17 protein-coding genes are annotated in these 13,257 nt (G+C 72.5%); 9 read left to right on the top strand and 8 right to left on the bottom strand.

The window, feature by feature from the left end:
• Window positions 1–1,545, top strand: a complete 1,545-nt coding sequence (gene murJ / locus DRV84_RS08515; RefSeq protein ID WP_115979462.1) for a murein biosynthesis integral membrane protein MurJ — start codon at window positions 1–3, stop codon at window positions 1,543–1,545.
• 3 nt (window positions 1,546–1,548) lie between these two features.
• Here murJ and DRV84_RS08510 read toward each other — a convergent pair whose 3' ends face one another.
• Entirely contained in the window at window positions 1,549–2,235 is a 687-nt protein-coding gene (locus DRV84_RS08510; RefSeq protein WP_115979461.1) for a rhomboid family intramembrane serine protease, read from the bottom strand.
• A gap of 82 nt (window positions 2,236–2,317) precedes the next feature.
• Between DRV84_RS08510 and trpS the strand changes: the two genes are divergently transcribed.
• The 7 genes from trpS to DRV84_RS08475 all read left to right on the top strand — a co-directional run bounded on the left by trpS (window position 2,318) and on the right by DRV84_RS08475 (window position 7,471).
• The gene (gene trpS, locus DRV84_RS08505) at window positions 2,318–3,349 is read left to right on the top strand and encodes a tryptophan--tRNA ligase (RefSeq protein ID WP_192881408.1); all 1,032 of its coding nucleotides are present in this window, start codon (window positions 2,318–2,320) and stop codon (window positions 3,347–3,349) included.
• 264 nt (window positions 3,350–3,613) lie between these two features.
• A complete protein-coding gene (locus DRV84_RS08500) occupies window positions 3,614–4,489 on the top strand; it encodes a branched-chain amino acid aminotransferase (protein WP_115979459.1) in 876 nt (291 codons plus the stop codon).
• Entirely contained in the window at window positions 4,486–4,866 is a 381-nt protein-coding gene (pcaC, locus tag DRV84_RS08495) for a 4-carboxymuconolactone decarboxylase (RefSeq protein WP_115979458.1), read from the top strand. The genes DRV84_RS08500 and pcaC overlap by 4 nt, the downstream gene beginning before the upstream one ends.
• Window positions 4,863–5,591, top strand: a complete 729-nt coding sequence (pcaH, locus tag DRV84_RS08490) for a protocatechuate 3,4-dioxygenase subunit beta (protein ID WP_115979457.1) — start codon at window positions 4,863–4,865, stop codon at window positions 5,589–5,591. The genes pcaC and pcaH overlap by 4 nt, the downstream gene beginning before the upstream one ends.
• 3 nt (window positions 5,592–5,594) lie before the next feature.
• Entirely contained in the window at window positions 5,595–6,221 is a 627-nt protein-coding gene (gene pcaG, locus DRV84_RS08485) for a protocatechuate 3,4-dioxygenase subunit alpha (RefSeq protein WP_115979456.1), read from the top strand.
• A 1-nt stretch (window position 6,222) separates the two neighbouring features.
• Entirely contained in the window at window positions 6,223–7,068 is an 846-nt protein-coding gene (locus DRV84_RS08480; RefSeq protein ID WP_115979455.1) for a 3-oxoadipate:acetyl-CoA acetyltransferase, read from the top strand.
• A 28-nt stretch (window positions 7,069–7,096) separates the two neighbouring features.
• On the top strand, window positions 7,097–7,471 hold the full coding sequence (locus DRV84_RS08475; RefSeq protein ID WP_239995032.1) for a PAS domain-containing protein: 375 nt from the start codon (window positions 7,097–7,099) through the stop codon (window positions 7,469–7,471).
• Window positions 7,472–7,481: 10 nt separating this feature from the next.
• Here the strand turns inward: DRV84_RS08475 and DRV84_RS08470 are convergent, their stop codons facing one another.
• The 7 genes from DRV84_RS08470 to DRV84_RS08440 all read right to left on the bottom strand — a co-directional run bounded on the left by DRV84_RS08470 (window position 7,482) and on the right by DRV84_RS08440 (window position 12,496).
• Complete coding sequence (locus tag DRV84_RS08470; RefSeq protein ID WP_115979454.1) at window positions 7,482–8,240, bottom strand: TIGR02186 family protein; 759 nt, start codon at window positions 8,238–8,240, stop codon at window positions 7,482–7,484.
• Window positions 8,240–9,169: a sulfite exporter TauE/SafE family protein gene (locus DRV84_RS08465; RefSeq protein WP_115979453.1), complete on the bottom strand. Its 930-nt coding sequence runs from the start codon at window positions 9,167–9,169 to the stop codon at window positions 8,240–8,242. Before DRV84_RS08465 ends, DRV84_RS08470 begins: the two co-directional genes overlap by 1 nt.
• 331 nt (window positions 9,170–9,500) lie before the next feature.
• Window positions 9,501–9,914 carry a GNAT family N-acetyltransferase gene (locus DRV84_RS08460; RefSeq protein ID WP_115979452.1) on the bottom strand — a complete coding sequence of 138 codons (414 nt, stop codon included), beginning with the start codon at window positions 9,912–9,914 and terminating at the stop codon, window positions 9,501–9,503.
• Window positions 9,904–10,500 carry a tRNA (adenosine(37)-N6)-threonylcarbamoyltransferase complex dimerization subunit type 1 TsaB gene (gene tsaB / locus DRV84_RS08455; RefSeq protein WP_115979451.1) on the bottom strand — a complete coding sequence of 199 codons (597 nt, stop codon included), beginning with the start codon at window positions 10,498–10,500 and terminating at the stop codon, window positions 9,904–9,906. Before tsaB ends, DRV84_RS08460 begins: the two co-directional genes overlap by 11 nt.
• Complete coding sequence (locus DRV84_RS08450) at window positions 10,487–11,050, bottom strand: NifU family protein (RefSeq protein ID WP_115979450.1); 564 nt, start codon at window positions 11,048–11,050, stop codon at window positions 10,487–10,489. The genes tsaB and DRV84_RS08450 overlap by 14 nt, the downstream gene beginning before the upstream one ends.
• Before the next feature lie 86 nt (window positions 11,051–11,136).
• Window positions 11,137–11,592 carry a universal stress protein gene (locus tag DRV84_RS08445; protein WP_115979449.1) on the bottom strand — a complete coding sequence of 152 codons (456 nt, stop codon included), beginning with the start codon at window positions 11,590–11,592 and terminating at the stop codon, window positions 11,137–11,139.
• A 136-nt stretch (window positions 11,593–11,728) separates the two neighbouring features.
• Window positions 11,729–12,496 carry an SDR family NAD(P)-dependent oxidoreductase gene (locus DRV84_RS08440; RefSeq protein WP_115979448.1) on the bottom strand — a complete coding sequence of 256 codons (768 nt, stop codon included), beginning with the start codon at window positions 12,494–12,496 and terminating at the stop codon, window positions 11,729–11,731.
• Window positions 12,497–12,613: 117 nt separating this feature from the next.
• Between DRV84_RS08440 and DRV84_RS08435 the strand changes: the two genes are divergently transcribed.
• Complete coding sequence (locus DRV84_RS08435; RefSeq protein ID WP_115979447.1) at window positions 12,614–13,051, top strand: acyl-CoA thioesterase; 438 nt, start codon at window positions 12,614–12,616, stop codon at window positions 13,049–13,051.
• Window positions 13,052–13,257: the final 206 nt, after the last annotated feature.

Genomic DNA, 13,257 nt, shown 5'->3' with positions numbered 1-13,257 from the left:
ATGAAGCCCATCCGGCTGATGGCGGGGGTGCTGACGGTCGGCGTCTGGACGCTGGCGAGCCGCGTGCTCGGCTTCGCGCGGGACGCGGCGATCCTCGCGCTGCTCGGCACGGGGCCGCTCTACGAGGCCTATGTCGTCGCCTTCCGCCTGCCCAACATGTTCCGCCGCTTCTTCGCCGAGGGCGCCTTCAACACCGCCTTCGTGCCGATGTTCTCGAAGAAGCTCGAGGGCGGCGAGGACGCCGAGGCCTTCGCGCGGGAGGCCTTCGCGGGCCTCGCCGCGGTGCTTCTCGCGCTCACGCTTCTCGCGCAGATCGCCATGCCGTGGCTCATCTACGCCATGGCGAGCGGCTTCGCGGGGGGCGAGGAATTCGACCTCTCGGTCGAATTCGCGCGCATCGCCTTTCCCTACATCCTCTTCATCTCGCTCGCCGCGCTCCTCTCGGGCGTGCTGAACGCCACCGGCCGCTTCGCCGCCGCCGCCGCTGCGCCGGTCCTGCTGAACGTCCTGCTGATCGGCGCGATCGCGGGCGCGCATCTCATGGGCGGCGACGTCGCGCGCGCGCTCGTCTGGGCGATCCCGGTGGCCGGCGTGGCGCAGCTCGCGCTGGTGGGCATGGCGGCGCGGCGGGCGGGCTTTTCCATGCGCCTCCAGCGCCCGCGCCTCTCGCCCGAGCTGCGCCGGCTCGTGCGCATCGCGGTGCCGGCCGCGCTCGCCGGGGGCGTGGTGCAGGTCAACCTGCTCGTCGGCCAGCAGGTGGCGAGCTATTTCGACCGCGCGGTGGGCTGGCTCTACGCCGCCGACCGGCTCTACCAGCTGCCCCTCGGGGTGGTGGGCATCGCGGTCGGCATCGTGCTCCTGCCCGATCTCTCGCGGCGGCTGCGCGCCGGGGACGACGCGGGCGGGCGCGAGGCCTTCTCCCGCGCGGGCGAGATCGCGCTCGCGCTCACCGTTCCCTGCGCGGTGGCGCTGGTGCTGATCCCGCTGCCGCTCGTCTCGGTCCTCTTCGAACGCGGGCAGGCGACGGCCGACGACAGCGCGGCGATCGCCGTGGCGGTGGCGATCTACGGGCTCGGCCTTCCGGCCTTCGTCCTGCAGAAGATCCTACAGCCGCTCTTCTTCGCGCGCGAGGACACGCGCACGCCCTTCCGCTACGCCGTTTGGGCGATGATCGTGAACGCGGTGCTCGCCGTGGGCCTCGCGCCGCTCGTGGGCTGGATCGCCGCCGCGATCGCGACCACCGCCGCGGGCTGGGCCCTCGCCGCGATGCTGGCCGTGGGCGGGCGGCGGCTCGGCCCGGTGGCGCGCTTCGACGACCGCTTCCGCGGCCGCGTCTGGCGCATCCTCGCCGCCTCCGCCGTCATGGGCGCGGCGCTCATGGGGCTCGAGCTGCTGCTCGGCCCGGCCCTCGCCATGGGCGGCTGGCGCTGGCTCGCGCTCCTCGCGCTGGTGGGGGGCGGCGCGGCGGTCTATCTCGCCGCGGCGCAGGTCCTCGGCGCGCTGCGCCTCGCGGAGCTGCGCGCCACGCTGCGGCGCGGCGGCTGAGGCTCAGTCGTGGCGCAGCCGCGCGCGCAGGCGCGTCCAGCCGCCGGGGCTCACGAAGACCGACATCACGAAGCCGGTGGCGAAGCCCGCGACGTCAGCCACCCAGTCCGGCCGCCCGCCGAAGAGCGCGCCGAAGATCAGCTGAATGCCCATCAGTACGCCGATCAGCATGAAGGCGCGCGCCTGGTTCTCGCCCATCGCGCCGAGCCGCACCCAGAGCAGATAGGTGAAGGCCCCGATCAGCCCGTAGACCCCCGGAAACGCCCCGACGAGCCAGCCGGGCTCCGGCAGCGCGAGCCCGAAGACCGCCGCGCCCGCGATGCCCGGCACGACGAAGACCGACAGCGTGGCGAGCGCGCCGAAGACCTCGCCCACCATCTTGCCCAGGGCGAGCAGCATCACCCCCGCGAAGAGCGCATGGGTGAAACTGCCGTGCACGAACTGATAGGTCACGAGGCGCATCAGATGCTCGAGCGGCCAGCGCCCGGTCTCCGCCATCCAGCCGAGGATCGCGCCGTTCATGGCGTAGCTCTCGATCGCCGCCGCGCGCCAGCCCACGGCCCCCGGCCCGCCGAGGAGCCCCTGCGCGCCGAGGGAAAACGCCGCCTCGACCGCGAGGATCACGATGAACAGCGCCGCCACAACCGGCGGCAGCGGGTTCACCGGGGCCGGATCGCTCTCCTGGGACATGACCTCGCCTCGCTCGCTTGACGCTCTCGGCCCCCGTGGGTAAGCGAGCCGCGTTCCGAAGACCAGACGGAGTTTGCGGCGCATGTCCCAGGCCGACCCCCTCGCCGGCTTCACGCCGCGCGTCTTCTCGGGCGTCCAGCCCTCGGGCGGGCTCACGCTCGGCAACTACCTCGGCGCGATCAAGCGCTTCGTGGAGATGCAGGAGCAGGGTCTCGAGACGATCTACTGCATGGTCGATCTGCACGCGATCACCGTCTGGCAGGATCCCGCGAAGCTCTCCCACGCCACGCGCGAGCTCTGCGCGGGCTTCATCGCCGCCGGCATCGACCCGGAGCGCTCGATCCTCTTCAACCAGAGCCGCGTGCCCGAGCACGCGCAGCTCGCCTGGATCTTCAACTGCGTCGCGCGCATGGGCTGGATGAAGCGCATGACGCAATGGAAGGACAAGGCCGGCAAGAACCAGGAAGAGGCGAGCCTCGGCCTCTTCGCCTACCCGGCGCTGATGGCCGCCGACATCCTCGTCTATCACGCCACCCACGTCCCCGTGGGCGAGGACCAGACCCAGCACCTCGAGCTGACGCGCGACATCGCGGCGAAGTTCAACCACGACTACGGGGTGGAGTTCTTCCCGCTGACCGAGTCGGTGATCGAGGGCGCGGCGACTCGCGTGATGAGCCTGCGCGACGGCACGAGGAAGATGTCGAAGTCCGACCCCTCGGACATGAGCCGTATCAACATGACCGACGACGCCGACACCATCGCGCAGAAGATCCGCAAGGCGCGCACCGACCCCGAGCCGCTGCCCTCCGACCACGCCGGGCTCGCCGAGCGGGCCGAGGCGCGTAACCTCGTCAACATCTACGCCGCCCTCGCGGAGATGGAGGTCGAGCAGGTGCTCGCCGAGCACGGCGGCAAGCAGTTCTCCGCCTTCAAGCCGGCGCTCGCGGAGCTCGCGGTGGAAACCCTCGCGCCGGTCTCGGCGGAGATGGCGCGGCTGATGGAAGCGCCCGGCGAGATCGACGCCATCCTCGACCGCGGCACCGAGCGAGCGCGGGCGATCGCCGCGCCGATCCTGAAGCGCACCTACGAGATCGTGGGCATGGTGGGCGCCTGATCCGGCGAGACAGGGGGGCTGTCCGCCCCCCTCTTGGCCTTCGGCCAATTCACCCCCCGAGAGTATTTTCGCCAAGATGATGGGCCGGCCCATCCCATCATCTTGGTCCAAATACTCCGGGGAGCGCGAGGGGCAGCGCCCCTCGCCCCAAGGGCGCACGCGCGGCCGCGAGGCCGCTCCGCTTCGGCGCCGGGATTCCCGTCTGGACCTCGGCGCGGGGCGGGCCTAGGCTCCGGCGGCGACGCAACGAGGGGGATCGCGGGCATGGCGACCGGCAAGAACCTGCGCACCTTTTTCGAGGGCGCCTGGCACGACGGTGACGCGATGGTCATGCGCGCGGGCGATCACGGCGCGTGGCTGGGCACGACCGTCTTCGACGGGGCGCGTTACGCGCAGGGGATCGCGCCGGACCTGCGCGCGCATTGCGCGCGCGTGAACCGCTCGGCCGAGGCGCTGATGATCGAGCCCACGGTGGACGCCGACGAGATGGTCGAGATCGTGCGCGCGGGGCTGCGGCGCTACCCGGCGGACGCGGCGGTCTATATCCGGCCGATGTACTGGGCGCTGGAGGGGGGCGATCTGGGCGTCATGCCGAAACCGGGCGCGACGGGCTTCTGCGTCTCGCTCGAGGAGATCCCGATGGCCCCGCCGGAGGTCGCGACGACGCTGACGACGACGCGCTTCCGCCGGCCCGTGCTCGAGGACGCGGTGGTCAACGCCAAGGCGGGCTGTCTCTATCCGAACAACGCGCGGATGCTCGCCGAGGCGCGCGCCAAGGGCTTCGGCAACGCGCTCGTGGCCGACGCGCTCGGCAACGTTGCGGAGACGGCGACGGCCAACGTCTTCATGGTCCGCGACGGCGAGGTCTTCACGCCGGTCGCCAACGGCACCTTCCTCGCCGGGATCACCCGCGCGCGCCACATCGCCAACCTGCGCGCCGAGGGCGTGACCGTGCACGAGACCGTCCTGACCTTCGAGGATTTCCGCGCCGCCGACGAGGTCTTCATGTCCGGCAACATGAACAAGGTGACCCCGGTCACCGCCTTCGACGAGCGCGCCTACCAAGTGGGGCCGGTCACGCGCCGGGTGCGCGAGATGTACTGGGACTGGGCGCATTCCGAGCCGGAGGCGCGTGTATGAGCGACCGCCGCGACGAGGGCATGGCGACGCGGCGCCGCGTGCTGGGCGACGCGCATGTCGACCGGGCCGAGGCGCGGACGACGGCCTTCGACGCGCCGTTCCAGGAGATGATCACCGAGGCGGCCTGGGGCCACGTCTGGTCGCGCGCGGGGCTGAGCCTGCGCGACCGCTCGCTGATCACCCTTGCGCTGCTGGCCGCGCAGGGCTCGGACGAAGAGGTGGCGATGCATGTCCGCGCCACCGCGAACACCGGCGCCACGCCCGAGGAGGTGATGGAGGCGATGCTGCACGTGGCGATCTACGCCGGCGTGCCGCGCGCCAACCACGCGATCGGCGTCGTCCGGCGCACCTACGCCGAGATGGGGGTCGAGCCATGACGCGCCGGGACGGTCCCTTCTTCGCGCGCGACCGGCAGTGGCATCCGCCGGCGCTGGCGCCGGCTTACCGGAGTTCCGTCGCGCGGAGCCCGCGCTGGCCGGCGCTCTCGATCGGGCAGACGCGGAGCGAGATCACCGGCCCGGTCTTTCGCCCCGACGACGTGGCCGCGATCGACCGCGACCTGATCCTGAACCACGCGCGGGACGGGGAGCCGGTGGGCGAGCGCATCGTCGTGCACGGGCGCGTCCTCGACGAGGAGGCGCGGCCGGTGCCGAACACGCTCGTCGAGATCTGGCAGGCGAACGCCGGCGGGCGCTACCGCCACCGCAACGACGGCTATCTCGCGGCCCTCGACCCGAACTTCGGCGGCTGCGGGCGGGCGCTGACGGACGCCGAGGGCCGTTACCATTTCCGCACGATCAAGCCCGGCGCCTACCCGTGGCGCAACGGCGGCAACGACTGGCGCCCGGCGCATATCCATTTCTCTGTCTTCGGCACGGGCTGGGCGCAGAGGCTCGTCACGCAGATGTATTTCGAGGGCGACCCGCTGATCCCGCGCTGCCCGATCGTCAACGCGATCCCCGATCCTGAGGCGGTCGACCGGCTGGTGGCGCGGCTCGACATGAACGCGGCGATCCCCTTCGACTGCCTCGCCTACCGCTTCGACATCGTGCTCCGGGGGCGCCGCGCGACCTTCTTCGAGACCCGGCCGGAAGGGACCTGAGCCATGCCGCCGCCGCTGCCCTACCTGAAGGAGACGCCGTCGCAGACCGCGGGGCCCTACGTGCACATCGGGCTCGCGCCGTCGGTGGCGGGGCTCTCGGGCGCCATGGGGGACCTCGGGCAGGATATCGCCGGGCCCGAGGCGCCGGGCGAGCGCATCACCGTCGAGGGCATGGTCCTCGACGGGACCGGCGCGCCGGTCCGCGACGCGGTGATCGAGGCGTGGCAGGCCGACGCCGCGGGCATCTACCCGCACCCCGAAGACCCGCGCCATGCGGAGGCGGCGCCCGGCTTCCGCGGCTGGGGGCGCGCCTGCACGGATTTCGAGACGGGGATCTGGACCTTCGAGACGGTCAAGCCCGGCCCGGTGCCCGGCCCCGACGGCGCGCTGCAGGCGCCGCACGTCAACCTCTGGATCGTGGCGCGCGGCATCAACCTCGGGCTCGCGACGCGGCTCTACTTCTCCGACGAGGGGGAGGCGAACCGCGACGACCCTGTGCTCGGCCTCATCGACCAGACGCACCGCCGCGACACGCTGATGGCCCGGCGCGAGGATCGCGACGGCGCGGTCGTCTACCGCTTCGACATCCATCTTCAGGGCGAGCACGAGACGGTCTTCCTCGAGATCTGACATGACGAAACCCTGCATCATCTGCGTCGCGATCACCGGATCGCTGCCCCGCAAGGCGGACAACCCGGCGGTGCCGATCACCGTCGACGAGCAGATCGAATCGACGCACGAAGCCTTCGAGGCCGGCGCCACGATCTGCCACGCGCATGTGCGCAACGACGACGAGAGCCCGAGCGCCGACCTGGAGAAATTCGCCCGCCTGAAGGAGGGCGTCGAGCGGCACTGCCCCGGCATGATCTTCCAGGTCTCGACCGGCGGGCGCTCGGGCGCGGGCCGGGAACGGGGCGGCATGCTGGCGCTCGCGCCGGACATGGCCTCGCTCTCGGTGGGGTCGAACAACTTCCCCGCCCGCGTCTACGAGAACCCGCCCGACCTCGTGGACTGGCTCGCCGCCGAGATGCGCGCCTGCCACGTCAAGCCCGAGATCGAGGCCTTCGATCTCTCCCACATCTTCAAGGGCGCCGAGATGAACGCCGACGGGCGCATCCCGGGCCGGCTCTACGTGCAGTTCGTGATGGGCGTGAAGAACGCGATGCCCGCGGATCGCGACGTCTTCGACTACTACGTGCGCACGCTGCGCCGCCTCGCCCTGGACGCGGAGTGGTGCGCCGCCGGCATCGGGCGCCACCAGATCGAGCTGAACGAATGGGCGATCGCAGCGGGCGGGCACACGCGCACGGGGCTCGAGGACAACATCCGCCTCGACCGCGAGCGGCTCGCGCCCTCGAACGCCGCGCTGGTGCGCCGCGCGGCCGAGCTCTGCGCGCGCCACGAGCGCCCCGTCGCCACCTGGCGCGAGGCGCGCGAGATCCTCGGGCTCGGGATGCCCGCGCCCGCCCCCGCCTGAGACCGACACGACGAAAGGACACCCTCCCGTGCGAACCGCCTTCGGCGACGATTTCTCCGCGCTTCTGGAAGACGACGAAGTGGAGATGAGCGTCGTCTTTTCCGACCCGTCGCAGCCCGACAACCCGATGGTCTACGTCAGCGAGGAATTCGAGCGCCAGACCGGCTATTCCGCCGAGGAGGCCGTGGGCCGCAACTGCCGCTTCCTGCAGGGGCCGCACACCGACCCCCACGCGATCGAGGCGATCCGGCAGGCGCTGCGCGCGCAGACGCGCTTCACCATCGACATCCTGAACTACCGCAAGGACGGCACGCCCTTCGTCAACCGCCTGCGCATCCGCCCGATCTACGATTCCGACGGGCGGCTGATGTTCTTCGCGGGCGCGCAGAACCCGGTGCGCTGAGCCGCGCGGCTCAGCCCGGGCGCAGCGCGCGGAAGGCGGCCGAGGCGCCCCAGCCCGCGGCGATGGCGATGGCGAGCGACAGGAGCCCGTAAACCAGCGGTCGCTCGCGCGAAAGCGTGAAGAGAAACCGCTCCAGCCCCACCTTGCGCACGCCGATCTCGGTGGCGAACTCCGCCACCACTTGGCCCTCGCGCGTGAGGAAGATGCGCGTGTCGTAGTCGCCCTCGGTCAGATTGGCGGGCATGTCGATCGCGGTGGAAAAGAGCGTCTGCTCGGTCACCTCCACCGCGCCTTCGGCGGCCACGTAGAGCCCGGCGCGCTCGCGGATGCGGATCAGCGCGTCGGTGAAGGCCGCCGCATTCGCCACCTCCGGCGGCGCGCCGACCGAGCGGATGGCGCGCGGGATGGAGATGCCGTGGCGCAGGTCCTCGGTGTCGTCGAGCACCTCGTCGAGCGGCCCGCTGGTGGCGACCGCGTAGAAACTCGGCGCGCGGTCGATCTCCACCGCCTCGGTGTTCACCCAGATGCCCGCGACGCGCTCCTTGCGGCGCACGGTGACCGGGCGGCTCGGCCCGGCGACGGTGATCACCACTTCGAGCGGCGGGTCGGCGCGGATCGGCGCCTCGCGCTTGACGGCGCCGAAGATCAGGATCTCGGAGCCTTCGAAGTCCGTGGTGATCGAGACCTGTTCGCGCGAGAGGCCGAGCACCACCTCCTCCGCCCGGAGCGGTGCCGCGAGCGCGAGGAGCGCCAGCGCCAGCCAGCGCATCAATGCCCCCCGCCGCTGTCGCCGAGCGAGTAGAGCTCGGCCGGCTGGAACAGGAGATCGGCGGCGAGCTTGCCGCAGACCGCGAGCACCATGACCGCGAGCAGGATGCGCAGCTGCTCCGCCCCGAGGCGCGTGCCGATCTGCGCGCCCACCTGCGCCCCGATCACGCCCCCGATCAGCAGCAACACCGCGAGGATCATGTCCACGGTGTAATTCGTCGTCGCGTGCAGGAGCGTGGTGAAGGCGGTGACGAAGATGATCTGGAAGAGCGAGGTGCCCACCACCACCTTCGTCGGCATGCCGAGCAGATAGATCATCGCCGGCACCATGATGAAGCCGCCGCCCACCCCCATGATCGCCGCGAGGACGCCGACGGCGACGCCGACGAGCACCGGCGGGATGACGGAGATGTAGAGCCCCGAGGTGCGGAACCGCATCTTGAAGGGCAGGACATGCACCCAGCCGCGATGCTTCGCCCGCCGCGCGGGCGCCGTGGCGGCCGGCCGCCGCGCCCGCAGCAGCGCGCGCAGGCTCTCGACGAACATCAGCGCGCCCACCACGCCGAGGAAGACGACGTAGGAGAGACGCACCAGGAGATCCACCTGCCCCTGCGCCTTGAGCACGTTGAAGATCCAGACGCCGAGCGCCGCCCCGATCAACCCGCCCACGAGCAGGACGCCCCCCATGCGCAGATCCACCGTCTTGCGCCTGAGATGGGCGAGCACGCCCGAGAAGGAGGAGGCGACGATCTGGTTGGCCTCGGTGGCCACCGCGACCGCCGGCGGGATCCCGATGAAGAAGAGCAACGGCGTCATCAGGAAACCGCCGCCGACCCCGAACATCCCCGAGAGCACGCCCACCAGCCCGCCGAGCCCGAGAAGGACGAAGGCGTTCACCGACACCTCGGCGATGGGCAGGTAGATCATCATGTCCCTACCTAGCGTCCGCCCCCCGCGCTTGACAAGTTGCCGCGGCGCAGCGCGCGCCGCGGCCCGGTCGAGGGGGGCTGTCCGCCCCCCTCTTGGCCTTCGGCCAATTCACCCCCCGAGAGTATTTGGGCCAAGATGATGGACACGTAACCTCCCATCATCTTGGCGAAAATACTCCGGGGAGCGCGAGGGGCAGCGCCCCTCGCCGGCACCGCGCCGGCCGTCAGCGTCGGACCAGCCGACAGGGACGTACCGCGTGCAGCCGGGCGTGTGCGTCGCGGCAGCGGCTTGGACGCGGCACCTCGGTCGCGCACCGCTGGATGGCGGCGTGTCAGGTGATCCGGCGCGTGAGCAGGAGGGCGTCGACCGGGGGGTGTTCCCCTCGCGGGTAGTAGCCGGGGCGGCGGCCGGTTTCGGTCCAGCCGTCGGCCGCGTAGAGCGCGCGCGCCGCCGCGTTGTCCGCCGCCACCTCGAGTAAGGCCTCGGTCGCGCCGCGCGCGCGGGCCTCGGCCGCGAAGGCGGCGAGGCAGGCGCGCGCGCGGCCGCCGCGGCGGTGGTCCGGGTCCGTGGCGAGGGTCAGGAGCTCGGCCTCGCCGGCCGCGACTCGGCCCAGCGCGACGGCGCGCGTGTCGCCGACGGCGAAGACATGCGGGCTCTCGAGGAGCGCGGCGAACTCGGCCGCACGCCAGCCGCGGGCGGGGGCGAAGGCGCGGGCGTGGAGCGCGGCGAGCGCCTCAGGCGTCATCGAAGATCACGGGCGGCGCCTCGCGCGCGGGTGCGGCGTCGGGCGGGCGGATGTAGAGCGGCGCGGGGGGCTCGACCGGCCCGCGCTGCGCGGCCGCCGCGCGCGCGACGCCTTCAGCGAGCGCGGCCGGCTCCGGCGCGTGCGCGAGGGGCAGCCGTCGCGCCGCGGCGGCCTCTGCCTCCATGAGCGCCGGAGCGGCGCCGGGCGCGGCGGCGTAGAGCCGGCCCTGCGGCGCCGGGACGACGGCGAGGTGCGGCCCCGGCGTGCGGGCATGGATCACCGCGAAGGTCGACACGCCCACCGCCGGCACCCCGAGGCCGAGCGCGAGGCCACGCGCCGCGGCCACCGCGATGCGCAGCCCGGTGAAATTGCCCGGGCCGGTGCCGACGCCGATGCGAGCCAGATCGGACCAGCGCGCGCCCGCCTCGGCGAGCAGCGCCTCGAGCATCGGCATCAGGCGCTCGGCCTGTCCGCGCCCCATCTCCTCGGCTCGCGCGGCGAGGCATCGCTCGCCCGACAGCAAAGCGGCCGCGCAATGCGCGGCCGACGTGTCGAAGCCGAGGACGAGCGGATCAGACGCCGACAGGGCGCACCTCGGTCACTTCGGGGATGTAGTGGCGCAGCAGGTTCTCGATCCCCATCTTGAGCGTCAGCGTCGAGGACGGGCAGCCCGCGCAGGCGCCCTGCATGTGCAGGTAGACGACGCCGCGCTCGAAGCCGTGGAAGGTGATGTCGCCCCCGTCCTGCGCGACGGCCGGGCGCACGCGGCTGTCGAGAAGCTCCTTGATCTGGCCGACGATCTCGCCGTCCTCGCCGTCGTGCTCGGCGTGGCCCGAGGCGGCGGAGGCCTGCCCGGCCATGACCGGCTGCCCGGACTGGTAGTGGTCCATGATCGCGCCGAGGATCGCGGGCTTGATGTGGTCCCACTCGACCGCGTCGTCCTTGGTGACGGTGACGAAATCCGTCCCGAAGAAGACCGCGCGCACGCCCTCGACCCCGAAGATGCGGGCGGCGAGCGGCGAGACCTCCGCGCCCTCGGCCGAGGGGAAATCCGCCGTGCCGGTCTCCAGCACGGTCTGTCCCGGCAGGAACTTCAGCGTCGCGGGGTTCGGCGTGGGTTCGGTCTGAATGAACATGGACGGCCCTTTCTGCTGACTGGGGATATGCGCTCCGCCGGCACGGGCGTCAAGACTTGGAACCGTTCTAAACATCGCGGGCGGCGTCAGGTGATCGCCTCGAGCCGCTCCTTGGAGAGGTCGCCCGGCACCACGGTGATCGGCACCGGCAGCGTCCCGGCGCTGCGCGTGAGCTGCGTCACCAGCGGCCCCGGCCCCTTCGAGCCGGAGGCGGCGCCGAGCACGAGGACGCCCACCTCCGCGTCCTCCTTCAGCTGCGCGAGGATCTCCGGCACCACCTCGCCCTCGCGGATGACGAGCTCGGGTTCGACCTTCTGGCGGTCGCGCATCCATTTGGCGAAGACCTCGTAATGGGCGTGGATGCGCTCGCGCGATTCCTCGCGCATGACCTCGCCGACGCCGATCCAGTGCTGGAACTCGTCCGGCGGGATCACGGCGAGCACGGAGACCCCGCCGCCGGAGCGCGCCGCGCGCATGGCGGCGAAGCGCATGGCGTTGAGGCATTCGCGGCTGTCGTCGAGCACGACGAGGAACTTGCGCATCGGGTCTCCCCTCACGGGCAGGATGGCGCAGGGCCGCGGGCGGCGCAAGCGACGCGCCGCGCGGTCGCGCGCTCCGGGCGCGCCGCGCGCGGGGGTCGCGAAGAGGGACCGGAGGGACCGATGAGCGCCCGCCGGGTCAGCGCGGCGCCATCCGGATCGCGCCGTCGAGGCGGATCACCTCGCCGTTCAGCATCCGGTTCTCCACGATGTGCCGGGCGAGCTGCGCGAACTCCTCGGGCGCGCCGAGCCGCGAGGGGAAGGGCACCTGCGCCCCGAGGCTGTCCTGCACGTCCTGCGGCAGCCCCTCCAGGAGCGGCGTGCGGAAGAGCCCCGGCGCGATCGTGCAGACGCGGATGCCGAGGCCCGAGAGATCGCGCGCCATGGGCAGCGTCATGCCCACCACGCCGCCCTTGGAAGCGGCGTAGGCCACCTGTCCGATCTGGCCCTCGTAGGCGGCGACGGAGGCGGTGTTTACGATCACGCCGCGCTCGCCGTCGTCGCCCGCGGGCTCCAGCGCGGCCATGCGCGCCGCCGCCTGGCTCGCCGTGTGGAAGGTGCCGAGCTGGTTCACCGCGATCACCTTGGCGAAGAGCGCCGCGTCGTGCGGCGCGCCCTTCGAGACCGTCTTGGCCGCCGGGCCGATGCCCGCGCAGTTGACGCAGACGCGCGGCGTGCCGAGCCCGGCCTCCACCGCGTCGAGCGCGGCCGAGACGCTCTCGGGGTCGCTCACGTCGGTCTGGTGGAAGAGGCCGCCGGTCTCCTCGGCCATGGCCTGCCCCTTGCCGGCGTCCATGTCGAGGATCGCCACGCGCGCGCCCTGCTCCGCGAGCATCCGCGCCACCGCGCCGCCGAGGCCCGAGGCGCCGCCCGTGACCGCCGCCACCGTCTCCTGTCCGATCTGCATCCGCTCCTCCCTTGGTTGCCCGCCGTCTTGTCCGCCCCCGGTGCGGCCGCGTCAACCGGCCTTGCCAAGGCGCGCCGGGCGGGCCACGCTCGCCCCCCGCAGACGAGGGAGACGCTCATGCCCGACCGCACCCCGCCCGGCGCGCGCGCCGATTACGCCGCCTTCCGCACGCTGCCCACGCGCTGGGCCGACAACGACGCCTACGGGCATCTCAACAACATCGTGCACTATGCGCTCTTCGATACGGCGGTGACGCTCTGGCAGATGGAGGCCGGCTGTTTCGACCTGACGGGGACCGAGGCGAAGCTCCTCGTGGTCGAGAGCGGCTGCCGCTATCACGCCGAGGCGGGCTTTCCCGACACGATCCACGCGGGCCTCCGCCTCGGCCGGCTCGGGCGGAGTTCCTGGACGACGGAGATCGGGCTGTTCCGCAACGACGAGGCGATCGCCTTCGCCGAGGGGTTCTTCGCGCAGGTGCAGGTGGGCGCGGCGAGCGGGCAGCCCGTGGCGCTGGACGCCGCGGCGCGCGCCGCGCTGGAGGGCCTCGCCATCTGAGCCTGCGTTGACCGTGGAGCGGGCCTTGGCTACCACCTGCCGCGGAGGCAGGGGGCGCATGGAGTTGACCAGCACGCACGGACGTGACGCCGCCGGCGTGGCCGGCCCGGGCCCCGTGTCCGCGCCGGGGCCGGCGGGGCGCGGCCGCGCGCGGGCGGACCTTCGCGAGACCGGCACGCGGGGCGGGCGCCGCGGCCGCGTCCTGC

Source organism: Rhodosalinus sediminis (genome assembly GCF_003385555.1).
Taxonomy (GTDB): Bacteria; Pseudomonadota; Alphaproteobacteria; order Rhodobacterales; family Rhodobacteraceae; genus Rhodosalinus; species Rhodosalinus sediminis.
This window is presented reverse-complemented; position numbering and strand designations above follow the sequence as displayed.

What these genes read in the sequence shown, in the direction of transcription:
- DRV84_RS08510 (WP_115979461.1), bottom strand. Translation starts at nt 2,235, where the DNA reads ATGTCCCAGGAGAGCGATCCGGCCCCGGTGAACCCGCTGCCGCCGGTT.
- DRV84_RS08470 (WP_115979454.1), bottom strand. Translation starts at nt 8,240, where the DNA reads ATGCGCTGGCTGGCGCTGGCGCTCCTCGCGCTCGCGGCACCGCTCCGG.
- trpS (WP_192881408.1), top strand. Translation starts at nt 2,318, where the DNA reads ATGTCCCAGGCCGACCCCCTCGCCGGCTTCACGCCGCGCGTCTTCTCG.
- DRV84_RS08460 (WP_115979452.1), bottom strand. Translation starts at nt 9,914, where the DNA reads ATGACGCCTGAGGCGCTCGCCGCGCTCCACGCCCGCGCCTTCGCCCCC.
- pcaC (WP_115979458.1), top strand. Translation starts at nt 4,486, where the DNA reads ATGAGCGACCGCCGCGACGAGGGCATGGCGACGCGGCGCCGCGTGCTG.
- pcaG (WP_115979456.1), top strand. Translation starts at nt 5,595, where the DNA reads ATGCCGCCGCCGCTGCCCTACCTGAAGGAGACGCCGTCGCAGACCGCG.
- DRV84_RS08445 (WP_115979449.1), bottom strand. Translation starts at nt 11,592, where the DNA reads ATGCGCAAGTTCCTCGTCGTGCTCGACGACAGCCGCGAATGCCTCAAC.
- DRV84_RS08440 (WP_115979448.1), bottom strand. Translation starts at nt 12,496, where the DNA reads ATGCAGATCGGACAGGAGACGGTGGCGGCGGTCACGGGCGGCGCCTCG.
- pcaH (WP_115979457.1), top strand. Translation starts at nt 4,863, where the DNA reads ATGACGCGCCGGGACGGTCCCTTCTTCGCGCGCGACCGGCAGTGGCAT.
- DRV84_RS08500 (WP_115979459.1), top strand. Translation starts at nt 3,614, where the DNA reads ATGGCGACCGGCAAGAACCTGCGCACCTTTTTCGAGGGCGCCTGGCAC.
- DRV84_RS08465 (WP_115979453.1), bottom strand. Translation starts at nt 9,169, where the DNA reads ATGATGATCTACCTGCCCATCGCCGAGGTGTCGGTGAACGCCTTCGTC.
- DRV84_RS08435 (WP_115979447.1), top strand. Translation starts at nt 12,614, where the DNA reads ATGCCCGACCGCACCCCGCCCGGCGCGCGCGCCGATTACGCCGCCTTC.
- DRV84_RS08450 (WP_115979450.1), bottom strand. Translation starts at nt 11,050, where the DNA reads ATGTTCATTCAGACCGAACCCACGCCGAACCCCGCGACGCTGAAGTTC.
- murJ (WP_115979462.1), top strand. Translation starts at nt 1, where the DNA reads ATGAAGCCCATCCGGCTGATGGCGGGGGTGCTGACGGTCGGCGTCTGG.
- DRV84_RS08480 (WP_115979455.1), top strand. Translation starts at nt 6,223, where the DNA reads ATGACGAAACCCTGCATCATCTGCGTCGCGATCACCGGATCGCTGCCC.